Genomic DNA, 23,589 nt, shown 5'->3' with positions numbered 1-23,589 from the left:
TAAACTTACGATTTAAAAGGATAGATAAACAATAATGATGTCCCTTTTTGAGCAGGAACAATTTTAAAAGTTCCATTTATGGCTTCCATTCGAAACGACATATTGTTGATACCATTTCCTTTTTGAATCGTATCAGAAAATCCAATTCCATTATCATTCACCGTAATTTTAAGATCATTCTCAGTCTGTTCAAATTGAATTTGCAGAGTACTTGCCTGACTGTGTTTGTAGACATTATGAACAGCTTCTTTTACTACCAAAAAGAGATTTCTTCGGGCTTTTACAGATAAATTGGTTCCTTTTTCAATAATACTCGAATCTAGCTGAAATGTTATAGTCGTTTTGTCTAAAAAACGTTTAGCATAGAGACTTACATATTCTATAAAATTACCAATAGTATCATTTTGAGAATTCAGACTCCAGAGAATTTCCCACATGGCTAAATTCATATCTTCTGAAGTAGCTATAATGACTTCCAGATCTTCCGAAAAACTTTCTTCAGGCATTTTATATTTTAAAAATTCAGCCTGAAGTTTTATGGCCGAAATTCCGGCACCTAGATCATCATGCATATCCTGCGAAATACGCTCTCTTTCTAACTGAATGGCTTTTTGACGCTCTAATTCTTTTTGTAACAATTGGTTTTGAAATTCGCTTTCTTTTAGTTGGTTTTCCTGCTGCTGAATAAGCTGTTTTTTGTTGTAAATAAAAACCATTATAATAATGAAGCATACAAACAATAGCATTATAATAATGGCGATAATATAGGTTAGTTTTATTTCGGGGGGCAGTTCTCTCATTGGTTTAAAATTTGCAGAATAAGCCTCTTATAAAAATAAAATAAGACAGGATCGTAATTATTTGGTATCCAAAATTTATATCTTTTAGAAACTCTTTATCATGAAGATCGAGCCAGTACATTGGAATTAATCTGAACAAGAAAAATATTGACCAAATCAGTAAAGAAAAGCTAATCCAAAAAGTCTGTTTTTGAGTTATCCGAACGGAATCAGTATGCAATAATTGGTTTACAAACCATATTAATGACAGTATGATGTATATTGTGCTCATTAAAATACCCACAGCCGTTGGATAATCATTTTTAGAACTTGCCACAAAATAAAAGTATAATACAATTGAGGTTATGGCTAAAACACCAATTAATGTTGTATTGACTTTTACGATTCGATAATAATTTAAAAAATATAAAATATAGGCTAAAGAACTATAGGTGTAAATTTCTGATGAGAAATTTCCCCAGCCAAAAATTTTAGTGGTTTCGATAATAAGAACTATACCGAAATAAAGCCATAAATAGCGTTGTCTTGCCAGTCTATTTTGAATAGAAAAGGCAAGACAAACCGCTATTGTAAAAAGATATAAATTGATTAAAAACATAGATTAAAAGTGATCAGGTGAGCTTAAACAAAAAGTGTCCTGTGCAGTTGACTGAATTAAATTATTCCAGTTGAATTTTTATCAATAGTAGGACATGTAACAGTAGGTGGGTTTAAACAGAAGGTGTCGTATGCACCTGGTTCTCCGAGTTTAGTTGAATTTCCAGCTATCATAAATAAACTAAACTGATCTTTATAATCCCTGAAATTGGTAGCAGTAGTGCGATTTTGGCGACGAAGTTCTTCATAAAGAACAAGATCTCTGTCTTTTACTATAGCGGGATGAAAAACAATTTGAAAATCTTCTGCAGAGGGATCTACATTTCTCAATAAACCGGTGAAATCACTTTTCTTTATGCGAATAATTTTTGTGTTTAAAGTTTTAGTTCCTAATTGCACATCATATTCCTTTACATACTCATCTAGTATTGGTTGTAAACTAGTACTAAATTGATTTTTAAAACTAAAATTTCCGGTTGTTCTATCAGTTAATAATATTTCTTTTTGTACATCCATTAGCAGATATTTCTCTTTTTGATCATCAAAAGAGCAGGCAAATTCTAATCTTGCTTTTCTAAGTTGTAATGAATTATTTCTAAAAGCATCATCAAACTCTACTAATTCTAAACGAAGGAAGGTAAAGTCTTGTTCCCTTATAAAATTAATTACTGCCTTGTTCATTGAATACGTTTGGTTAAGCTTTTCATTAGCCGCCAGAATTGATTTTTTAAAATTATTCGTAAGGCTGTTTTTTAGTATTTCAGGGATTGGTCCAAACTTCAAACCCTTATTTTCAAGATTTTCCGATAATTCTGTTAACAGGTCGTTGTAAACTTTTGAAAAAGTTAAAGTTTCTTTTTCTTTAATAGTGTCGATTTCATTCATGATTTCTAGTTTTTGGTGTTAAACTGGAAAAACCGGTCAATTTGACCACCTAATTCCGGAGTAAATTGACCACCCGTTCCGGAGCAAACTGACCACCTGATTCCGGAGCAAATTGACCACCAGGTTTTGTGGTTAATTAACGATTAAAAACTATTCATTTTTTCATGTTGTTAGAACCATACATTCGTTAAAAATATACGGATTATGGCAAACAAAATAACAGACATGAGTAAAATTAGAAAAGTAATTAAATTCTATTGTAATGGAAAGAGTAAGTTATTTATAAGTAGCTACTTATCCCTTTCAAGAAATACGGTAAAGAAATATATTTCCTTATTTGAAGTTCTCGGATTAAGCTTAGAATTAATCGACCAAAAAACCGATGCAGAGCTGGAACTTTTATTCTCCCAGACTAGTGTAGAGGCCATTAGCCCGAGATTACAGACACTTTATGATTTTTTTCCTAAAATGGAACGTGAACTAAAAAAAGTTGGCGTTACCGTACAGCATATGTGGGAACAATATATTGCTGTAAATCCTGATGGTTATCGAACTTCACAATTTCATTATCATTACAATATATGGGGCAAGCGAGTCAATCCGGTCATGCATATGAACCATAAGGCTGGTGATAAAATGTATGTTGATTATGCCGGAAAGACACTCTCAATTATTGATATAGATACCGGAGAAGTCAAAGAAGTACAATTTTTTGTAGCAATATTAGGCGCTAGCCAATACACGTATGCTGAAGCTTCCATGAGCCAGCAAAAGGAAAACTTTGTTGACTCAGTAGAGAATGCCATGCGCTTTTTTGAAGGTACTCCTGCTGCCATTGTTCCGGATAATTTAAAATCTGCAGTAATAAAAAGCAGTCGTTTTGAACCGACAATCAATGAAACCCTGGCTGATTTAGCAGAACATTACGAAACTACAATTTTACCTGCCAGAGCTTACAGGCCCAGAGACAAATCATTAGTTGAAGGAGCTGTTAAGATATTATATCGAAGGATTTATGTAACCATAAAAGAAACCAAATTCTTTTCTCTGGAAGAATTAAATCAGCAGATCTGGGATTTACTTGACTCTCATAATAACAGAAAACTAACAGGACGCCCTTATTCCCGCTTTGAATTATTTTTAGAAGACGAGAAAGAAAAACTGCGTCCACTGCCACAAGATCGTTTTGAAATTAAATACCAATCTTTTGCAACAGTAATGCAAAACGGTCATGTTCAATTAAGCCAGGACAAAAACTATTACAGCGTTCCGTATCAATATGTAAAAAAGAAAGCAAAGCTGTTATATACCAAATCAACGGTAGAGATTTATTTTAAATACAATCGAATAGCTGTACATCCAAGAAACTACAAACCTTATGTCTATACAACAACCCCTGAGCATTTAGCCAGTACACATCAATTTGTAGCCCAATGGAGTGCTGCCCGCTTCATTGAATGGGCTAATAATATTGATGAGTCAGTGGGAGAATATATAATACAGATAATCGAAAGCAGAAATCATCCAGAACAGGCTTATAAAAGTTGTTTAGGAATACTGAATTTTGAAAAAAAGGTAGGCAGACAGCGATTAATAAATGCCTGCAGGCGGGCACTTGATTTTAAAATTTACAATTTTAAGACCATACAAAATATTTTAGAAAACAACTTGGATCATATTGATTTTGATCAAGAACCTGAGCAAGAACTTCCCGATCACAGTAATATAAGAGGAAAACACTATTATAACTAAATTAAATCTTGAAAAAATGAATGAATCCACAGTAACCAAAATGAAACAAATGAAGCTTTATGGCATGTTTAATGCTTTTAAAACAGCCATTGAAAGCGGAAAAACAGATCATTATACCCTTGACCAGTTTGTATCGATGATTATTGATGCAGAATGGGATGAAAGGTACAATCGTCGTATTGAACGAAGTATCACTAATGCCAAATTCCATTACAAATCAAATATTGAAAGTATCAATTTTGATGTATCACGTAATCTGGACAGAAACATGGTACTGCGTCTGGCAGAATGCGAATTTATAGAGAAAAATGAAAACATTTTAATCACTGGAAGCACCGGTGTCGGTAAAAGTTATTTAGGTACCGCATTAGGTTATCAAGCTTGTATACAGGGTTTTAAGGTAAGTTATTTTAATACCTCAAAATTGTTTGCTAGACTAAAAATGGCTAAAGCAGATGGCACTTATCTGCGGGAACTTACCAAAATACAAAGACAGGATGTTATCATACTTGATGATTTTGGACTCCAGGCACTTGACAGCCATAACCGAATTACTCTTTTGGAGATCATAGAAGACAGGCATAATAACGGCTCTATAATCGTGACATCACAAATCCCGGTTCAAGGCTGGTATGATATAATTGGAGAAAAAACGATAGCCGATGCAATATTAGACAGACTTATACACCAATCTCATAGGCTTGAATTACATGGAGAATCCATGAGAAAGAAAAGAGGAATAAACAAAGAGTGATATTTTATTATATTTGAATACTAATTAACAGATGAAAAAATATAGTTTTTAATCAAAACGGAGGTGGTCATTTTGAACTGGAATAAGGTGCTCACTTTAAAACGGAATGGGGTGATCAATATAACCGGAATTTGCACTATTATCGTAAAAGTTATTAAAGAAATTAAAAACAGATTCCTCTGTAAAATTTTCAATCGCTTCTACGGTCACGCCAAGTGCTTTTGCAATTTGTACCAATTTTTCGAAATCAACAGTTTCGCTGGTTTCAATACTTGAAATAGTTTGCTGGCTTGTGCCAATGGCATCTGCAAGTGCTCCTTGTTTCATTCCGCGAAGTTCTCTGATACGGCTGATATTTCGGCCAATATTTCTGGGTCTGGTTTCTGTGCTCATAATTCAAAGATATTTAATTTTTTTGATAAAAACAGCGATCCGTAAAATACAAGGCTAATTTGGTAATGTACTTTCGGGTGTTTTTTTATTCGTTGTAAATATATTCTTTTTCTTACTTTTATGAAAGCGGTATTTGTCGCATAAATCGTAAAGTAGATTATTTAAAAGTATGAATTACAAAATGTCATTTAAGGAAAGAGCGGAGATAAGTATGAAGCAATTAAAAAAGCAGAAGCCTGTTACCCTAGAACAGGCTAGAGCGCAAGCAAAATGGCTTAGTGAAATCAGTGTTACAAAAGAAAAGAGGAAAAGAATCTAAAAGAAACTTTTCAACTTCATTACAATCCAAGAAGAATTGTATTCTTAAAGCATAAAACTCAAGGCAGATTTTTACTACAAAATCAGGTATTTATACGGGGTCTCAAAACCGACATTAATTCTAAATTTGAATTGAGTTGCTGAATGTATTGGCAATGAATGATTTAAGTTAAAAAATGAAAGGATGCCCCAAGTCCATATTGACTCTTTGCTTTCTACTAAGCAATATATTTTTGTTCTCTCAAAACGAACATTTAGTGATCGGGAGAACGACAGGGAAACTACTGCTTAAAAATAACGTTCCTATCCGGACTTTTGGATTTACGAACTCTCTTTCGGGACAGGTTACTTTGCCGGGGTCTGAGATAAAGGCAAAGGTTGGCGATACTGTTCGGGTTGATTTTTGGAGCATTTCGCAGGGAAATCCGGTCTCTTTATTTTGCAAAGAAATTGATTTTGTTCAATGGGACAAAAACAATAAGGTGATGAAGAAGAAAGAGGCCATTCATCATATGGAGCATGGGTTTTATTCTTTTCTGGCCGAAAAACCGGGTACCTATTTGTATTACAGTCCCGAAAATTATCCGTTCAACCTTCAGGCAGGAATGTTTGGCCTCATCATTATTGAACCGAAAGAAAAGGATTTTCAGACACCTGAGCCCTTGCGTGAAATTCTTTGGTGCAGCAACGAACTGGATACAAAATGGCACACCGATGCCATCATGGGTACCGAATACGATTCTCGGAATAAACCTATTGTTCTTCCTCTATACAAACCCAATTATTTTTTGATTAACGGCAAAGTTGCTTCTGATAGTAAGGGCTTGCAATCGTTAGATCGTAAAAACGAAACGGTGCTGCTTCGTCTGGTCAATTCGGGATTGTATTTTCATGAAATTGTATTTCCGCCTAATGCAAAACTGAAGCTGAGGTTTGGAAGTGAGACCGCTCTAACAGAATCGGCTAACGGATGCACAGCCGCACTTCATGCGGGAGAAAGTCTGGAAATACTCGTTTCCCTGGAAAATGTGGGAGATACAGAACAATTGATATACTATTTTACTGATCCTATTTCAAAAAAGAAAGTTTACGAAACGGCTATTGCTGTTTTTAATTAAAATTTAAACCAAAGGCTATGAAACAACTGCACTTTTATTTGATACTCCTTTTTTCGGTTTCTATCTCATTTGCGCAAAACAAACCTACGTTTTCTGTAGTAGGAACTGCTGTCAATAAAGAAAGTGTGCTGAAAAACAAACGGCTTGACATTTCGAAAATCAAGGTCGAAAATATTTCAAATAAACCCATTTATCTGGTTTGGGAAACCGTATCGAATACATTCCCAAAGGAGTGGGATTGCTCGATGTGTCAGCACGGCGCCTGCCAGATTGGGATTCCAAAAGGATCCTCTTTTAATAAACTTAATCCGGATCAGCAGGGGTTTATTGCCATCCATGTAATTCCTGCCAACAAAATAGGCAACGGAACGGTGAAATTTAAAATCTACGACAAAGCAAACCCCAAGTACGCTCAGATTTTAACTTTTGAAGTCGAAGTGCTTTAATGCGAACTACCAATTTATTAATAACCCAAAAACAAAAAAAATGAAAAAAATTACCATTTTAATCTGTATTATTTTGACTATGGGAATGTCCTATGGTCAAAATAGAAATAATGCGAAATACATTCGATGGAACGTTAATACGCCTCAGGGATTAGCGAATCTGGAAGCGATGAATGTGGCTTTTAAGAAAATGCGTGAAGCAGGCTGCGAAAAAGGAATTTCCTGGTATTATCAGGGAGCGATTCACAGTGTTCCCAAAGAGATTACAGGTCCCAATAAGCTTTGTCCGCAATATCAGACCATCAATGATAAGTTATGGGCATGGGCCGATTGTACGCATAACGGAACACCAAATGCGAAACTACATTTCTTATTATGGCACAGATTCTACATTTGGCATTTAGAAAAAATTATTCGCGACCTGTCCGGAAAAGCAGATTTTGCGCTTCCGTACTGGAATTATGGCAGTAAGTCGGTGTCTCAGAATGTGATGGCAGAACCTTTAAGAGAACAGTCCGGTTCTCTTTATACTGCGGCGCGATACAGCATTTTGAACAATGGAAAACCAATTTTGCCGAATCAGGTCAATCAGATTCAGCTGGCTTTAGAAGAATTAAAAACAAATCCTTCTTTTACAGGCGATGCGGGATTTAGTAGAAGCCTTGAGGGCGCCCCTCATGGTTATATGCACAATCTTATTGGGGGCGGATATGCACAGCCAAGTGAAACGTATTACAACGAAATCTACCAAAAAGTTACTTCAGGTTTAATGGCCAATGTAGAGTCGGCCGGATTTGATCCTGTTTTCTGGCTGCATCACAGTATGGTCGACCGTATTTGGGATTCCTGGGACGTTTCGATTTACGGACAGCGCCCTACCTTAGAGCAACTAAAAGCAGATCCGTGGCAGTATCAGTTTATAAATCCCGACGGAAGTCGTGTGACGTATACCATGGAGGAAGTATACAATACAGTTTACAATTTAGATTATAAATACGATGATTTACTTTACGGATCTAAAACTCCGGTTGTAGCGGCTAATCAAGCAGCAAAAGCTAAAATTTCATTTCAGGATTCAAAAGAAGAAGTGATCTGGGAGCAAAAAGTGAGCAAAGTATTAGGCACTTCGGCTTTTACCCATAAAGTAAGCAATACCTTTGCGAAAAACACCAATAGAGTTTTTAAAACTGCCAATTCTAAAATAATTCTGAATCTTGATGTAGTGGTTTACAAAGAACCAAAAGATTATTATACGGTTTATTTGCGTTATCCCGGAAAAAAAGATCAGTACGTAGGAACAATGACTTTCTTCGGAGTAGCTCATGATCATGGAACCGGAGATAGCCACGAAATTGGATCAGATGGTGTAAAACTTAACTACTCTTATTACATTTCGGATGACTTAATTAATTCAGATTCTAGTTATGATATTATTATCAAAAAGATCGGAGGCGGAGATGCTAAAGTTACGCTTGAAAAAATTAGTGTGATAAAAGCAAATTAAAGTCCGTTTGTAATTTTAAAGTAAAAAAACTTAAGAAAAATACAGTAATAATTACCCAAACCCTGCGAGTTTTAATTCGCAGGGTATTTTTTTTTAAATTAAATGCACAAGTATGTTAAAATACTTTTTTTAACAATAAAATACATTGTTTTTAAGCCGGCATATTTTATAATTTATTATTTTACACTTTCAAATAAAAGCCAGTAAAAAATGAATATAAATATATCAGTCAGGCAATTAGGGAAAAAATATCCTATACTTCAGGAAAAAACTATCAGTTTAGATACTACCACTTCAATCGTTACTGTTCGTACTTTCTTAGAACTAATCGTAAAACATCAGGTAGAGTTGTTTCATTCTTCTTCCTTTGAGTTTGAGGACGAAGACAAAATCCATCTTCCAAAAGAAAATTACCTTCCCATTTTAACCGATACGGGAAAAGTTGGTTTTGGAGCACTTTACAACCACAACAAAGTTGATTTGGTCAAAGCGCAGGAAAATGCCATCGTAGCTTTTGAAGACGGTTTATATGCCATTTTCTATGACGACGATCAGTTGGAAACTTTAACCGAGGAAATCGATTTATCCAAAAACAAATCCGTCACTTTTATCAGGCTTACGTTCCTGGCGGGAAGCTACTGGTAGTTGTTAAATGTTAAATGTTAAATGTTAAATGTAAGAAGTGAGAAGTGAGAAGTAAGAAGTAAGAAGTAAGAAGTAAGAAGTAAGAAGTAAGAAGTAAGAAGTAAGAAGTGAGAAGTAAGAAGTGAGAAGTAAGAAGTGAAAAGTAAGAAGTGAAAAGTAAGAAGTGAATAAAGTTCTACCTCCACCTTTCACATTCCACTTTTCACTTTTCACTTTTCACATTCCACATTCCACATTCCACATTCCACATTTCACATTTCACATTTCACAACTCACAATATAATAATCTAAAATAATACAGTATGAAAATAGAAGATCTTATCAAGGGTAAGATAATTGAGAATCCAATTAAGCGATTCAAAAAGGAACTGGAAGAAATAGCAAACAGCAATCTGGTTTCTAAATTATTATCAAAAACAAAACTTAAAAAAGAAGCAGCCGAGTTTGGTCTGGCACTTTTAAAACTCAAAGACAATTATTACGGGACCTATATTTCTTTAGGTTCGAAAGAAGCTACAGCGTTTGAGAAATGGGTAAAAGACGATATGTGGGAAGATAATACTTACCACGAACTTTTGGTTTACTTTTTTGGAAAGGAAATCACTGTTTATGTTAAAGAAGCCTGGAACCGACTGCCAATGAAAATGTATCAGGACGGTTATACCCGACGTTCTTTCAGAGCACCCAATAATAAAAAACACTTATTAATTAATCGGGTAAATTTTCTGCGATCTCTGCTTCATCCTTCACAAATCTATAGTTATCAGGATGGTGATACCGTTTATTATGATTTGAGTATCGAAGAACAAATTCGTTTTGATACCGAAGTCTCAAATTCTAAAAATCAGTACACGATTTGTTCTGCTGCTATTGATTTGGATAGAGAAAACCTGTTTCAGCTTTTTGAAGATATCATTTTCAACAAAGATTCAAGAGGAAAGGTTTCCCGTAATATTATCAAAGCGCTTTTAAATAGTGAGAAAAAAGAAAGCTGGGAATTGGTCGAAAAACTATTATTGGCGGCACAGCGTCAGGAAGGATTACGTCAGACCGTTTTAGAAGCTCTTGATGAAACCAGTATTGGTGCTTTGCAATACATGATCAAAGTAATCATCGACAATAAACTCACCCGTTTTTCATCTGTTGTTCGCGGAATAGATACCTGGACTGGCTTGGGGTGGGATTCTGAGAAAGAAACCACAGTTCGAAACATCATCAATCTCGCTTCGGGGTATTTCTCTAATCCCGAAACGATTCCGGCCGGTATTCAAAGCAAGAATAATAACGAGGTTTATATGGCACTTTGGGTTCAGGGTGTTTTTGATGTCGAAAAAACAGTTCCGTATCTAAAGGAATTACTAGAGAAAGGTTCGATCGAAAAGAAATCTCTGGCGCTAAAATTTGCAGGAGAAACGGGCGATCCTTACATCGAAATGCCTCTTTATTTTAAAGCTTTAGACGACGAAAATCTGCAGGTACTGGCATTTGCAGTGCCAGGAATGAACGCATTATTGGAGGCTAATGTTAAGTCGCAGTATTATACAGCGAATACAGATTATCCTGATTTCTTTAATAAGGTGTACAATCTTGCGCAGACGATAACCGTAAAAGAAAAAACATTTGAAGGCAAAGTATTTTCATGGTTAAATGTAAAATTCGAAAAAGATACTTTGTATTCTGCAGCGATTAATTTGGTAGGAGACAATAACGAAAGATTAGAACTTATTTTAAATCAGTTTGAAGGTTTTTCTATTAATTTAAGAGAGAAATTAACCCGTCAGATTCTGGGGGATTATTACTGCTATTCATTTTACAGTTTTAAAAGCAATAGCGGAAAAGAAAAAAAGGCACCAACAGATTTCCAAAGAAGTTTTGCATTGAGAATCTTAAAAGACAGAGGAGAATCTTTGGTCGCTTCGGCTATCTCAACTTTAAGTAATTTGACGTTAACAGAAGACGAACTGGCAATTTTTCAGGAATTGTATAAACGTAAAAATTCTAATTTAAAGAAGAACCTAACAGCAATATTGTTAAAACAAGAAGATCAAAAAGTGACTTCTTTTGTAGATAAAATTTTAGAAAAAGGTGATATGGAGCAACGTATGTCGGCTTTAGACATTATGTTGCAACTTCAGAAAAATAGCAAACTGACAGATAAAGTTAACGATTGGGTTACAGCTTACTCGGCAAGACCAAAAATCACCGAGAAAGAAACCAAATTTATCGAACAGCTTGAACCGTCAAAAAAGAAAAGTATTTTAAGTGCCGAAAACGGATATGGTTTTTACACGCCAAATGTCCTTTCTCCTTATGGCCTACCAAAAGTAGAGACAGATTCCCTGTATGCCAAAGCGGTTAAGGCAGAACAATACGGTTTTTCTAAATCGATGTCGCACATTAAGACCGAAATTTCGAAGTTGTACCAATTGTATGAAGACAACAAAAATTACGAATACGAAGTCGAAAACTACGACAACAGCAAATTGACAATTTTATTGGGGAATAGTTTCCGACCAATAAAAAATCTAAAAGACGAAAAGAATTCAGAATTAGCAGCAACAAATTACCCTTTGTATGAGGTTTGGTCCGGCTGGTTTGAAAACTCAGGTCTGGCCGAAAGAGACTTATTTTTACTTACGTTAATAAGCAGCTCCGACAGAAAAATATGGCGTGATTTTCTCGAAAAACATATTTTTTATTATAAAGAATTATTGCCGCACCAAAACAAAAGAGGCTATGATTGGGACAATGCAATCTTAAATATTCTGAATGCTTTACAGTTAAAATACTCCTTTAAAGAAAAAACAGATTTCTTAATTGATGCCTGTAGTACTTTGTATGCTGATCTTCCAAAATCGGTATTGGAATTTGAGTACAAGCCTGCAAAAGACGAGTATTATTACAGTTCAGATCGTGGGAATGGCTGGCAAAACCAGAACTTTTTTGATATTTACTTGAATAAAATCAATTTAGATGATTTAACACAGGAGCAAAATGATAAGATTTGGAATCTGTACAGATGGAGACAGTTAAACGGATTAGAACAAAATATAAGTTTAAACAAACCGCCAATTTATTTGTATGCCGTGGCTTTCGAACAAAAAATAATTACCGAAGGTGAATTGTACGAAGGTATTTTAGAAAGTGAAAGAATTTCGGTTTTAACTGGTGAAACCAGACATTATAGACATTTTGGAAGCGAAGAACTCATTAAAAAATTCCCGTTTTTAGTTCCGATGGTTGATAAAATTCGCGAAACATTTTTGGATATCGAGGTTAAAAGGGGAGATTCCAACACTGCTGTAACTCATTTGGTTCAAAGTTTTCAGAAAATTTTTGGAATCAACCGCTTGGTTGAAATGCTTACTGCACTCGGAAAAGCAAGTTTGTACAAAGGATATATTTATTCGTGGAGTTACACCGATTTAACCAAACAAAAATTGTTTAGTTATTTATTGAAAAGATGTTATCCGATAGAATCAGATACACAGGAGGTTTTTAATGAAGCTATTAAAAAAGCCAAAATATCAGAAGAACGATTGATTCAAACAGCTATATATGCACCGCAATGGCAAAAATTAATCAGTAATTATCTAGATTGGAAAGGTCTTGATGAAGGAATCTGGTGGTTTCATGCACATACCAAAACGGCAAGCTACAATGCCGTAAATGCGGAACTGGAAAGCGAAATGGCGAAATTCTCCTCAATTGATTTGCAGGATTTTAAAGATGGTGCGGTAGATAAAGATTGGTTCGTATCGGCTTACAAACAATTGGGTAAAGCCAAATGGGAACTTTTATACGAATCAGCGAAATATGTTTCAGACGGAAACGGACACAGACGTGCACGATTGTATGCTGATACCATTACAGGAGATTTGAAAATTAGAGAGGTGACGGCCAAAGTAAAAGACAAACGAGATCAGGATTATTTAAGAGTCTACGGATTAGTGCCTTTAAGCAAAACAGGCCCTGAAAAAGATATTCTGGCACGTTATGAATATTTGCAGCAATTTAAAAAAGAAAGCAAAGAATTTGGTTCGATGAAACAAGCCAGCGAAGGTTTGGCTATAAGAGTTGCACTTGAAAATTTGGCTCGAAATGCAGGCTATCCGGACCCTGTTCGTCTAACCTGGGCAATGGAGACAAAACAGGTGCAGAACATCTTATCAAAAGAAACAGAGATTAAATTAGATGATGTAACGGTAAGTTTAGTTATCAATAATGAAGGAAAAGCAGATCTGGTTACCTTTAAAGGAGATAAAGAGATAAAAGCAATTCCGCCAAAGTATAAAAAAGACAAAGCGATTCTGGAATTAACCAATTACAGAAAAACCATGCGTGAGCAATGGACACGCTCAAGAAAAGGACTGGAAGAAAGTATGATTCGTGGCGATGAATTTTTGTTTGCCGAAATGCAGAATCTTTTTGAGCATCCAATCATTTCCAAACATCTTGAAAAATTAGTTTTTGTGTCAAATGATGCTAAAATAGGTTTTTATATTGATGGGAATCTGGTTACAGCTTTAGGTGAAGTTATAGCACTAAATGAGAAGCAGACTTTTAGAATTGCGCATTGTGATGATTTGCATAAAAATAACGCCTGGATTGATTATCAAAGCTACTGTTTTGACAACAAATTGCAGCAGCCTTTTAAACAAGTATTCAGAGAATTGTATGTTCCAACTCCGGATGAATTAAAAGAAAAAGCAATTTCGAGACGTTATGCCGGACATCAGGTACAGCCTAAGCAAACCTTGGCTTTATTGAAAACCAGAGGATGGAAAGTAGATTATGAAGAAGGTCTGCAGAAAGTTTTTCATAAAGAAGGCTATCAGGTAAAGATGTATGCTATGGCCGATTGGTTTTCGCCGGCAGATGTAGAGGGCGCAACTTTAGAAACCATTGAATTTCATTCGTTAAAGGACTATAAAAACATTGCATTTGAAGACATAAATCCAAGGATTTTCTCTGAAGTAATGCGTGATATCGATTTGGTGGTTAGTGTAGCACACGTAGGAGGTGTTGATCCTGAAGCCAGTCATTCTTCTATCGAAATGAGAGCTGTTTTATTGAGAGAAACGTTACGTTTGTTTAAAGTGAAAAATGTAGAAATCACAGGAAGTTATGCCATAGTAAAAGGGGAAATGGCAGAATATAGCATACATTTAGGAAGTGCGGTAGTGCATCAGCTTCCGGGCAAATATTTGTCGGTGTTGCCAATTCACTCGCAGCATAGAGGTCGTTTGTTCCTTCCATTTGCAGACGATGATCCAAAATCAGCAGAAGTAATGTCTAAAGTTTTAATGTTTGCAAAAGACAATGAAATACAGGATCCGACCGTTTTAAGTCAGATTGATAAAACCTACGCATAAAACGATTCCGTTTTGTTGGTTTTTTTAAACGAAGATTCAGACTAAAATTGTTAGCATGCGATAAAAATTTTAGTACTAACAAGGTACAAATGTTAAATTATGTTAATAAAAACACTTACTTTTGCTCCTGAAATGGAAATGAAAAATATAAATATCAATTGGTCGGTAGGACTATACAGTGATCGTTTGGCGGGATTTGCCCCTGCTAAAGGCTCTGGATGTGATATGTATTTTAATGAATTGAAGTGTAAATGGTAGTTACAAAGTCAACATAAATATATAAAAGCGTCCTCATCAGGGCGCTTTTTTTGTTTTTAGCGAGAACTCAGTAAGGTGTAAAATAACGGAAAATAAGTACAAATAAGTATGAACGAAAAAATAATTAAAAAAATAACACATTAAATGTTTAATGAATTATAAAAATACCAAAATATAGTCTTGAAAAATAATCTGATGAGTAACAGTCATTTGGTTTGAAAAAAGAGCTGCTTCGATAAGCGGACAGGGATTTTTATGGCTCAAATTAAGTGTTTAATTATTTGTAATTCAAGTAGTTGCATGATTGAAGGATTTGGAAGTATGATTTTTTTGACATTATCTTTGCCGAAGAAAACACGGAGAACGAGTTTCGATTAATAACAATGATTTTATAATACAATACACAAAATGGACTTTAATAAAAACACATATATCACAAAATTATCAAACGCCGTTTTTTACTCGGAACGTTTGATCATACAGGTGCATGAATACAGGCAATAGGATAGTCATATCTTGTTAGATCTCATGAAGCACCTTTAATCGGGTGCTTTTTTTGTGTCTGTTTTTAAGGAGCAAAGGAGCAAAGGTACAGAGGGACAAAGGAGCAAAAAATAAAACTTTGCGGCTTAGCGACTTTGCGAGAAAAGAAAAAAACAAGTCTAATTTAAAAAACAAAAAAAATGAAAAAGATAGGCACATTATTTGCAAAAGACCCTACGGATTTGGCAAAAGTGATTAATAAAATTTGTGATGAAAACAAATGGGTTATAACCGGAGAGGCTATTGCTACAAGAAAGTTTGATGGCTCGGCTGCTGCGATTATTAACGGAGAATTATTTAAAAGATTTGACGCCAAAAAAGGACGTGTAATTCCCTTCGGTGCGATTGCATGCCAGGAAGCAGATACCATTACAGGACATCATCCGCATTGGCTAAAATGCGATCGTTCGAAATCTGAAGATCGATTTTTCTTTGAAGGTTTTGATAATTTAAAGATCAAAACAGATGGAACATTCGAACTATGTGGACCTAAGGTACAGGGGAATCCTGAAAAATTAGAAAAGCATACACTGATTAAACACGGAAGTGAAGTTTTTGATTTTCCAAATCCAAATTTCGAGTTCGAGGATTTGAAGAACTTCTTATCGGAGTATGATATTGAAGGCATTGTTTTTCATCATGTTTCAGATGGTAGAATGTGTAAAGTTAGAAAATCTGATTTTGGAATTAAACGTTTAGAATTAGTCGAAGAAGCAAAATTGTATAATTTGAATAATTCTAGCAAATGAGTAAAAAAAATACGTTTGACCATCATTTTGGTCGTACAACTATAAATAGGTCTAAGGAGCGTCTGTTTGCTTTAGTAAAAGAAATAGAATCAGAGTTCACTAGACGAAGGAACGGAGCGAGAGTCCAGGAACGCTGTATATCATTCAGGTGATAGTTGGTCAGTAGATTTTTGAGATTCTCGAAAATTCCTAAAAAAAAGTAATATTATGAAAACGAATACATTAGAAAAGTATAAAAAAGCGATTCGAATAAAATATGAGATAGAAAAAAACGGAGAAAACTTTGATTATTTGTACAATCCTTCTCGTGGAAAGCTACGTGATTTTTGTTGGCTTATTTTCGAGAACAACCCAACAAAGGATGATTTAAATGTTTTTAGAAATTTATTCTCTTTAGATTTCGATCACACCAAAAAGAATAAGTTTAAGGAGCAAAAAGATAAGTTCAGACCTATCGAAACCTTCTTTAAAGGAGAAACAAATCTATCGAATATTGATGCGATAAATTTGGCGGCGATTATGGTTGATTTTCAGCCACGTCCTTTTAAAAAGTTTAACGAATACTGTAGAACTGAAGAGGCAATACAGATTGAATGTTCTAATAAAGCTGAGGTGCTTGTTGAATTGAAGAAAGAAATCATAAAGGCAGAGCGCTTTGCAGAAAAACAAAATGAAGAGCCAATGAAACATTCTAAATCAGGAAATCTTTTTTTCAATTTTAAAGATTTATCAAAGAAAATGAATCAGGATTCCGATGGGCGAAAACGGCATTGGTCAATTGAAGAAAGTTTTCGTGAAATGAAATCTCGTTATAAGAGAAGATTAAATTAAAAGAGATAAAAATGAAATTTATGGATAAAATAAGTAGTATCAATTTAGTGACAAAGCATTGGAAGAACACCGTTCTTGAAGAACAGGAAAGTACAATAACCGAATATGGATTGGCTGTTTTAAATGCGAAAAGGAGTAAAATATCTCAAAAGAGATCGTAATTCAACCATAACGCTTAAACGTAAGTCCGCTTTGTACAAGGCTTATATATACAATAATTCAGAATTAAAAAATTGCCCCGCCATAGCGGGGCAATTTTTGTTTTAATTAAAGATCCCAACAGTTTTTAGTTACTTCTATTCAGAATTTTTTCTTTTTCAAAGTTAAATTCTTCTTGTGATAAAATTTCAGCATCTAATAATTCCTTTAAATCCATCAAAGCTTGTTTTTTCGAAGCCAGATCGTTTGTATGAATTGGATTTGTTTCCAAAGCAGTTGGCTTTTCTGAAGTTAGAATTGTACCTGAAGGGCTTAGTTTTAAAAGCATTTCAGTAATTTCATTAAAGCCTTTTATATTAGAATAGTCTATTGCTTTTTGTTCTTTTATGTTTACAGAGCCTACGTCAGCATTGTTGTCTAATAGGTATTTAACAACGTCTTTTTTACCATTTGCGGCAGCATAATGCAAAGGGGTATTTCCTGATTCGTCCTGAATATTTATAGAAGCTCCGTTATCGATTAACAACTTTACCATGCTTAGATTACCGTTTTTTACAGCGATATGCAATAAACTTTCTCCTCCGTATTCGTAATTGTTTAGTGCTAAATCGTCGTCAAAAGCCAGATTATTTGCTGAGATGACCCAATCTAAATAACTATTCATTGAATCCTCGTTTCCGGCAATTGGTTTACTAAAATTAACATCTAGGCCGTTCTCTAAAAACAAACTAACTATTTCTTTTTGATTATTAGAACAGGCATACCAAATAGGGGAAAGGCCATTTTTAGAAACGGTGAATAAATCAGCCCCTTTTTCAACTAATAATTTAGCAATTGCTCGGTTGGTTTCGTAGCAGGCAATTAATAAGGCACTTTCGCCAGATTGATTGACGTAATTAATATCAGTTCCGCTTTCTAATAATATTGTAATTATGGGAATGTTTTTGGTTCTAACTGCGTAGATCAAAGGAGTGCTCCCATTTTTATTTGTAGCATTTATATTTGCTCCTTCATTAATTAATGTTTGTACAATTTCCTTGTTTCTTAAACCGGAAGCAATTAAAAGAGCAGTATCGCCTGCATTGTTTTCAGCATCAATTGTTACCCCTTTAAGAATCAGTTTTTGAATTAATTCTAATTGACCTGTTTGAGCAGTAAGATGTAGAAAACTATTTCCCAGTTTATCGTTGATATCGACTTTAGCGCCATTGTCCAGCAAAAAAATCACGACAGACTTTTGTTTTTGCAAACAGGCAAAATAAATTGGGGTTTCTCCGTCATGATCTTCATAATTTATATCAGCACCTTTTTCTATTAAAATTTTTACTATGTCCTGATAACCGTTATATGCGGCATAATGTAAAGCTGTACGGCCTTTTTCATCAGTATATTTTACATCTATTTCATTATTTTGCAGTAATAATTCTGCTATCTTTCTATTACCATTTTCGCAAGCAATTACAAATGACATTGACATATTCTTATATTTTTTTAATTCAATTTTTATTAGAGTAGACTTTACATTTTGTTACTAAGATTACTTATTTGACATTAGTAATTCTACAGTTTTAATTTTCAAATTGTCCTGTTGTGCTAGTGTAAGAGGCGTTTCATTGTTATTATTTGTGATATCGGGATTTGCGCCTGCTTCTAATAACACTTTCGTTTTTTTGTATAATTCTCTTGCAGCTTCTCTATCATAGTTTAAGTCATAAGAACAGACTTTATGTAGTAAAGTATTTCCTAAGTTATCTTGAAAATCCAGGTCTAAACTATTTAATTTTAAGGCGAATTCTAATATTGATGATTTTTTTTCAGCTAGCCAGTCGTATCCCGATTTTGTGTTTCCGTAATATGAACCAGATTGTTCAAAATTTGCGCCAGCCTCAATTAATTTTTCTAATATTTTTATTTGATTATCGTCATTTTCCATCATGCGTAAAAATTCACAAAATAGATTGTTGCCGTTTTTGTCCTGAATGTCAAAGTCAATTGAATCATACTCAAGTAATTTTGTTAGTGCTTCATAATCAAATTGTTCGTTTACAGCGTAGTAAAAAGTATTATTGCCGTTGTTGTCCTGTTCATTTGCACTTGCTCCGTTCTGTAACAGAATTTCTAAATAGCTTTCTTTCCGTTTTTTTGCAGCAAGCATAAGTGGAGTTACTCCAGCTATGTTTTTTTGATTTATATCTACACCTTCTCTCGTGAGAATTTCTAAATAATTCATTCCTGTTTCAGAACTCAGTCTGTACTCATTGATTACCTGATAAATAAAGTTTTCGTTTGCATTATTTTTGTAATCAACCCTGCAGCCTCCTTCAATCAGTTCTTCGATAATAGCTGGATCAGTACCCTCCATAAGACAATATCCTAAAAGTGTTTGGTCATTTACTTCGTCGTTAATATTTTTGAATCTTTTTAGAAGTTCATTTACAAATTTTATAGCAACATTACCAGAGTTGGATAGGTAAGCAATACTTGAAAAGATTGAATTTTCAAAACTATCATATTCATAAATATCAGTCTTTATAAAATCGTTTACAATTAAAAGGTCTATTAGATCGATCGCATTTTTGTCGATTAGGATCTCAAATATTCTGGAAGTATTATTTTTTACATATTGACCTGATAGTTGTTCTCCGTTTTTCATAAGCTCATGAGCTTCTTCCAGTTTACCATTTAATATTGCGACAGCAACGTTGTTTTTTTCGTACATAACTTTATTTTTAATTATTGGTTAAGGTCTTTCAATTATATTTACTTCGCCACCCGAACGGTGTAATTGACCGATATATTGACTGACTGCAGCATTTCCGCGGGAACTTTTACGAATAGAATCCAGAGTAGTTTTGTTGTAGTATTGCCAAATCGGTCTTTCTGAGATCGTGTCCATAAGTTTTTTAAAACTAATCTTATAGATTCTAGTTTCAAATGCATCATCGTTTCTGGATAAGTTTTCCCAATCACTTTCCTCAAGACCATAATTTATAGCATGTTCTTTGTTGCAAACCATCGAAAGGGTATCTCCATTTATCTGTTTTAATTTAAACAAGGTCAATACTTGCTGTTGCCCGACAGTTTTTATATCTGTAAATTGGGGATAAATAGCTACTTTGTAAATATCACCAACCATAGGATGCTCTAAAAATTCTTCATTGTTTAGAGTGTTTTTCTTTCTGATTTCCTGATTTATTAACCCATAGGTTGCAATTCCGAGGATTGCCCAGCAAACGGTCCATGGGTATATCAACTGCCACCATGTTCGTTTGTGGTTAGTTCTGATATTCTTGATGGCTTCAATAATTGCAGGCGAGTAGTTCTTTTTTGCATAAAATGGAGCACTCGGATCTTTTATGACATGATCACATGAGGTACAATAAACTTCAGTTGCCCTTCCCATTCCAAAAAAAGGAACTAATGATCTCAGGTATCTCATGTAAAGTACCACTTCGAGACTATTTTTTTTACCACATACCGGGCATTCTTCGTTAGGTATAAGTTTAGCTGTCAGTGGTGTATATTTAATTTGGTAATAATATATCATCTTTTTTTATGTATTAGATTTAAACAATGTATTTTATAAGTTAATCATGAATCGATATGGAATCTTTTTCGATATTATTTTCTTCAATTTTTTTGTGCAATATTTTTTTTAATGTTATTTCATCATATTCTATTAAGGTTAGATTTAGGGAAAATAAGAGACGATTACCAATGCTCTTTTTAATGGCTTTTTTGCGAGTTCTTATATCAGTAATTTTATTGATGAAAATCTCTGATTCTTTGGCATAAATGCACAATGTTTTTTTTTCTTCACTATACCCTTTTAAGGCATTCCACGGAACCAAACCTATTCCTGAATATTTATTCTCAAAAAATTCAATGCCTGAATCAGATAATTTTGCAAAACCATTAGTTAATTGTAAGATTTTAATAAGACGATATAATTGGATTAAAAGGAGAATAGTACCCACTAATCCAATGATTAGAAGTTCGGGACAGTAGTAGTTTTCTGTGAAAAGATGCCTGGATCCTTCCCAAAAGAAACTGATGCTGAGAAGTAACAAAAGACAAAAAAAGATTATAAGACCATAGACGGTTTTCTTTTTTACATTAATTGTCAAGGGTAATATTGGAGTGTTCATTCCGCTTTATTTTTAGAAGTTATGATTATTTTAAAAAGTGCTTTGTCATATTTTAAAAGATGTGTAATTTTTTAATGCTTGAAAAAAGTAATTACGTTATATGTATTTTTACATTTTTGCATGTAAAATTTACGCGAATTTAACCCACTGCTATAGATAGTAACAGGAGGTTTAAATAACTGGCAGAACGATGAAATAACTGGTCGAATGACCGAATAACTGGTTGTTATTCGTATAAATGGTAAAGCTTAAAAAGGTATATTGATACAGTTTCTGTTTGAGAATTTACCATATAAAATGGAGAGTAAAGGAAGGTAGTAGTAATGGGTATGAAGATAGATTTTGATCAAAAATAAAAAACGGCTGTCTTTGGGAGACAGCCGTTTAGCTTTGGTTATTATTATTTTGATTTATTAATTCTGGCCGTATATTTTAGTGTAAAGATCTTTGTAAATTTCTTTGATGATTTTACGTTTTAATTTTAGGGTAGGAGTAAGTTGTCCGCCATCGATCGACCAAACATCAGGAGTTAATTCAAAACGTTTGATTTTTTCCCAGTGTCCGAATTTTTCGTTGATTCCTTCTACTTCTTCGTCAATACGTTTGATAACCTGCGCATTGGTACTAATTTCTTTGTCGGTACTTCCTAAAGTTATTTTGTGAATTTTAGCCCATTCTTTTACAAACTCAAAGTTAGGCTGAATGAAAGCAGCAGGCATTTTTTCGCCTTCACCAATTACCATAATCTGCTCGATAAAACGAGACTGCTTCATGGCGTTTTCAATCAACTGAGGGGCAATGTATTTTCCTCCCGAAGTTTTAAACATTTCCTTTTTACGGTCTGTAATTTTAAGGAAACCTTCGCTGTCAATTTCTCCAATATCTCCTGTATGAAAATAACCGTCTTGTAAAGCTTCGGCCGTTTTTTCAGGATCTTTATAGTAACCCAACATTACGTTTGGTCCTTTGCAAAGGATCTCACCATCTGCGGCAATTTTAACTTCTACGTTGCGAATTGGTTTTCCAACAGTTCCAATTTTAAAGCCTCTGTTTCTTTGGTCGTTTACAGCAATTACCGGTGATGTTTCAGATAAACCATAACCTTCCATTACCGGAATTTCAGCAGCGGCAAAAACTCTCGCTAAACGCGGTTGTAATGCAGCACTTCCTGAAACCATTAAGTCTAAGTTTCCTCCCAAACCTTCTTTCCACTTGCTGAAAATAAGTTTGCGGGCAATTTTTAACTGAAATTCGTACCAGGCGCCATTGGCTCCGTAAGGTTGGTACCTTAGTCCTAAATCAATAGCCCAGAAAAATAGTTTTTTCTTAATGCCTGTTAATTCAGTCCCTTTTGCATAAATTTTATCGTAAACTTTTTCCAGAAGCCTTGGTACAGCCGTAATTACATTTGGACGAACCTCTTTCAGGTTATCGCTAATCTTGTCAATCGATTCACCAAAATAAACTGAAATACCATAATACTGATAGATGTACAGAATCATTCTTTCGAAGATATGACAGATAGGAAGGAAGCTCAATGCAGAACTTTTTCCCGGATCGAACGGAATTCTTGGTGCACTGTCTAAAACATTAGAAACAATGTTTTTGTGAGAAAGCATAACTCCTTTAGGTCTTCCTGTTGTTCCGGAAGTGTAAATAATAGTTGCTAAATCTTCTGGTTGAATGCTATCTTTTCTAGCTTCAACTTCGCTCTGATTACTATCGTCTTTTCCAAGCTCTAATAATTCAGACCAGTGTTTGCAGCCTTCAATTTCGTTAAAAGAATATACTTCTTTTAGAGTTGGAACGTTTGCTTTGATCGCATTTACTTTTTCAAGTACTTCTGTATCCGATACAAAGCAGAAAATACTTCCACTATGGTTTAATATATATTCGTAATCTTCTTCGGCAATGGTTGGGTAAATAGGTACGTTTTGTGCACCGGTTTGCAGGATACCAATATCCATAATATTCCACTCCGTACGATTGTTAGAAGTGATTAATGCAATTTTATCATCTTTTTGAACACCCATGCGCAATAATGCTCTTGAAATAGCATTTGCTTTTGCGATATATTCCTGGCTAGATGTTTTTTCCCAGACTCCGTTTTTTTTAGTTGCTAAGGCAACCTGAAGGTTATAAGTTTCTTGTTGATAATAGGGAAAATCAAAAAGGCGTGTGATTGAAACCATGTTTAAAATGTTGAATTTTATCGCAAATTAAATAAAAATTAGGGATAATTTTTATATTTATGGAAATTTATGGGAAAAATTATAACTACTTTAGAAAATTTACGAAAACGTTTTCTTTTTTG

At 34.3% G+C, this 23,589-nt stretch carries 19 protein-coding genes and 1 pseudogene; 11 read left to right on the top strand and 9 right to left on the bottom strand.

Annotated elements, in window-relative coordinates:
* Positions 1 to 5: 5 nt before the first annotated feature.
* Genes AC3IS6_RS20540 through AC3IS6_RS20530 form a run of 3 tightly spaced genes read right to left on the bottom strand, consistent with a single transcriptional unit; the run spans position 6 to position 2,282 of the window.
* Positions 6 to 800: a sensor histidine kinase gene (locus AC3IS6_RS20540; RefSeq protein ID WP_489162100.1), complete on the bottom strand. Its 795-nt coding sequence runs from the start codon at positions 798 to 800 to the stop codon at positions 6 to 8.
* A gap of 4 nt (positions 801 to 804) precedes the next feature.
* Positions 805 to 1,398 (bottom strand): hypothetical protein, encoded by a 594-nt coding sequence (locus tag AC3IS6_RS20535; RefSeq protein WP_489162099.1) that lies wholly within the window; start codon positions 1,396 to 1,398, stop codon positions 805 to 807.
* 56 nt (positions 1,399 to 1,454) lie between these two features.
* The gene (locus AC3IS6_RS20530) at positions 1,455 to 2,282 is read right to left on the bottom strand and encodes a hypothetical protein (protein WP_489162098.1); all 828 of its coding nucleotides are present in this window, start codon (positions 2,280 to 2,282) and stop codon (positions 1,455 to 1,457) included.
* 204 nt (positions 2,283 to 2,486) lie between these two features.
* Here AC3IS6_RS20530 and istA point away from each other — a divergent pair, with 204 nt between their 5' ends.
* Positions 2,487 to 4,034 (top strand): IS21 family transposase, encoded by a 1,548-nt coding sequence (istA, locus tag AC3IS6_RS20525; RefSeq protein WP_489159527.1) that lies wholly within the window; start codon positions 2,487 to 2,489, stop codon positions 4,032 to 4,034.
* 16 nt (positions 4,035 to 4,050) lie between these two features.
* A complete protein-coding gene (gene istB / locus AC3IS6_RS20520) occupies positions 4,051 to 4,788 on the top strand; it encodes an IS21-like element helper ATPase IstB (RefSeq protein WP_056251131.1) in 738 nt (245 codons plus the stop codon).
* Positions 4,789 to 4,911: 123 nt separating this feature from the next.
* Here the strand turns inward: istB and AC3IS6_RS20515 are convergent.
* Positions 4,912 to 5,181, bottom strand: a pseudogene (locus tag AC3IS6_RS20515) (helix-turn-helix transcriptional regulator); the annotation flags it as partial.
* A gap of 181 nt (positions 5,182 to 5,362) precedes the next feature.
* Between AC3IS6_RS20515 and AC3IS6_RS20510 the strand changes: the two are divergent.
* The 9 genes from AC3IS6_RS20510 to AC3IS6_RS20470 all read left to right on the top strand — a co-directional run bounded on the left by AC3IS6_RS20510 (position 5,363) and on the right by AC3IS6_RS20470 (position 17,129).
* Positions 5,363 to 5,500 carry a hypothetical protein gene (locus tag AC3IS6_RS20510; protein WP_489162097.1) on the top strand — a complete coding sequence of 46 codons (138 nt, stop codon included), beginning with the start codon at positions 5,363 to 5,365 and terminating at the stop codon, positions 5,498 to 5,500.
* A 256-nt stretch (positions 5,501 to 5,756) separates the two neighbouring features.
* On the top strand, positions 5,757 to 6,617 hold the full coding sequence (locus AC3IS6_RS20505; RefSeq protein WP_489162095.1) for a cupredoxin domain-containing protein: 861 nt from the start codon (positions 5,757 to 5,759) through the stop codon (positions 6,615 to 6,617).
* A 17-nt stretch (positions 6,618 to 6,634) separates the two neighbouring features.
* Positions 6,635 to 7,063, top strand: coding sequence for a hypothetical protein (locus AC3IS6_RS20500; protein ID WP_489162093.1), 429 nt, complete (start codon positions 6,635 to 6,637; stop codon positions 7,061 to 7,063).
* A 40-nt stretch (positions 7,064 to 7,103) separates the two neighbouring features.
* Complete coding sequence (locus AC3IS6_RS20495; RefSeq protein WP_489162091.1) at positions 7,104 to 8,567, top strand: tyrosinase family protein; 1,464 nt, start codon at positions 7,104 to 7,106, stop codon at positions 8,565 to 8,567.
* A 210-nt stretch (positions 8,568 to 8,777) separates the two neighbouring features.
* Positions 8,778 to 9,212 (top strand): hypothetical protein, encoded by a 435-nt coding sequence (locus tag AC3IS6_RS20490; protein ID WP_489162090.1) that lies wholly within the window; start codon positions 8,778 to 8,780, stop codon positions 9,210 to 9,212.
* 302 nt (positions 9,213 to 9,514) lie between these two features.
* On the top strand, positions 9,515 to 14,587 hold the full coding sequence (locus tag AC3IS6_RS20485; protein WP_489162088.1) for a DUF4132 domain-containing protein: 5,073 nt from the start codon (positions 9,515 to 9,517) through the stop codon (positions 14,585 to 14,587).
* A 941-nt stretch (positions 14,588 to 15,528) separates the two neighbouring features.
* The gene (locus AC3IS6_RS20480; protein WP_489162087.1) at positions 15,529 to 16,137 is read left to right on the top strand and encodes an RNA ligase 1 family protein; all 609 of its coding nucleotides are present in this window, start codon (positions 15,529 to 15,531) and stop codon (positions 16,135 to 16,137) included.
* A 207-nt stretch (positions 16,138 to 16,344) separates the two neighbouring features.
* Positions 16,345 to 16,968: a hypothetical protein gene (locus AC3IS6_RS20475; protein WP_489162085.1), complete on the top strand. Its 624-nt coding sequence runs from the start codon at positions 16,345 to 16,347 to the stop codon at positions 16,966 to 16,968.
* Between the two features lie 20 nt (positions 16,969 to 16,988).
* On the top strand, positions 16,989 to 17,129 hold the full coding sequence (locus tag AC3IS6_RS20470; RefSeq protein WP_173964925.1) for a hypothetical protein: 141 nt from the start codon (positions 16,989 to 16,991) through the stop codon (positions 17,127 to 17,129).
* A gap of 125 nt (positions 17,130 to 17,254) precedes the next feature.
* Here the strand turns inward: AC3IS6_RS20470 and AC3IS6_RS20465 are convergent, their stop codons facing one another.
* The 5 genes from AC3IS6_RS20465 to AC3IS6_RS20445 all read right to left on the bottom strand — a co-directional run bounded on the left by AC3IS6_RS20465 (position 17,255) and on the right by AC3IS6_RS20445 (position 23,467).
* Positions 17,255 to 18,604, bottom strand: coding sequence for an ankyrin repeat domain-containing protein (locus AC3IS6_RS20465; RefSeq protein ID WP_489162083.1), 1,350 nt, complete (start codon positions 18,602 to 18,604; stop codon positions 17,255 to 17,257).
* Between the two features lie 60 nt (positions 18,605 to 18,664).
* Positions 18,665 to 19,846 (bottom strand): ankyrin repeat domain-containing protein, encoded by a 1,182-nt coding sequence (locus AC3IS6_RS20460; protein ID WP_489162081.1) that lies wholly within the window; start codon positions 19,844 to 19,846, stop codon positions 18,665 to 18,667.
* Between the two features lie 21 nt (positions 19,847 to 19,867).
* Positions 19,868 to 20,674 (bottom strand): hypothetical protein, encoded by an 807-nt coding sequence (locus tag AC3IS6_RS20455; RefSeq protein WP_489162080.1) that lies wholly within the window; start codon positions 20,672 to 20,674, stop codon positions 19,868 to 19,870.
* 40 nt (positions 20,675 to 20,714) lie between these two features.
* Positions 20,715 to 21,275: a hypothetical protein gene (locus tag AC3IS6_RS20450; RefSeq protein WP_489162078.1), complete on the bottom strand. Its 561-nt coding sequence runs from the start codon at positions 21,273 to 21,275 to the stop codon at positions 20,715 to 20,717.
* Between the two features lie 413 nt (positions 21,276 to 21,688).
* Entirely contained in the window at positions 21,689 to 23,467 is a 1,779-nt protein-coding gene (locus AC3IS6_RS20445; RefSeq protein ID WP_489162077.1) for an AMP-dependent synthetase/ligase, read from the bottom strand.
* Positions 23,468 to 23,589: the final 122 nt, after the last annotated feature.

It is taken from the genome of Flavobacterium sp. KH_035, from assembly GCF_057839565.1.
Note: the sequence above shows the minus strand (reverse complement) of the source record. Positions and strands in the feature narration are given on the sequence as shown.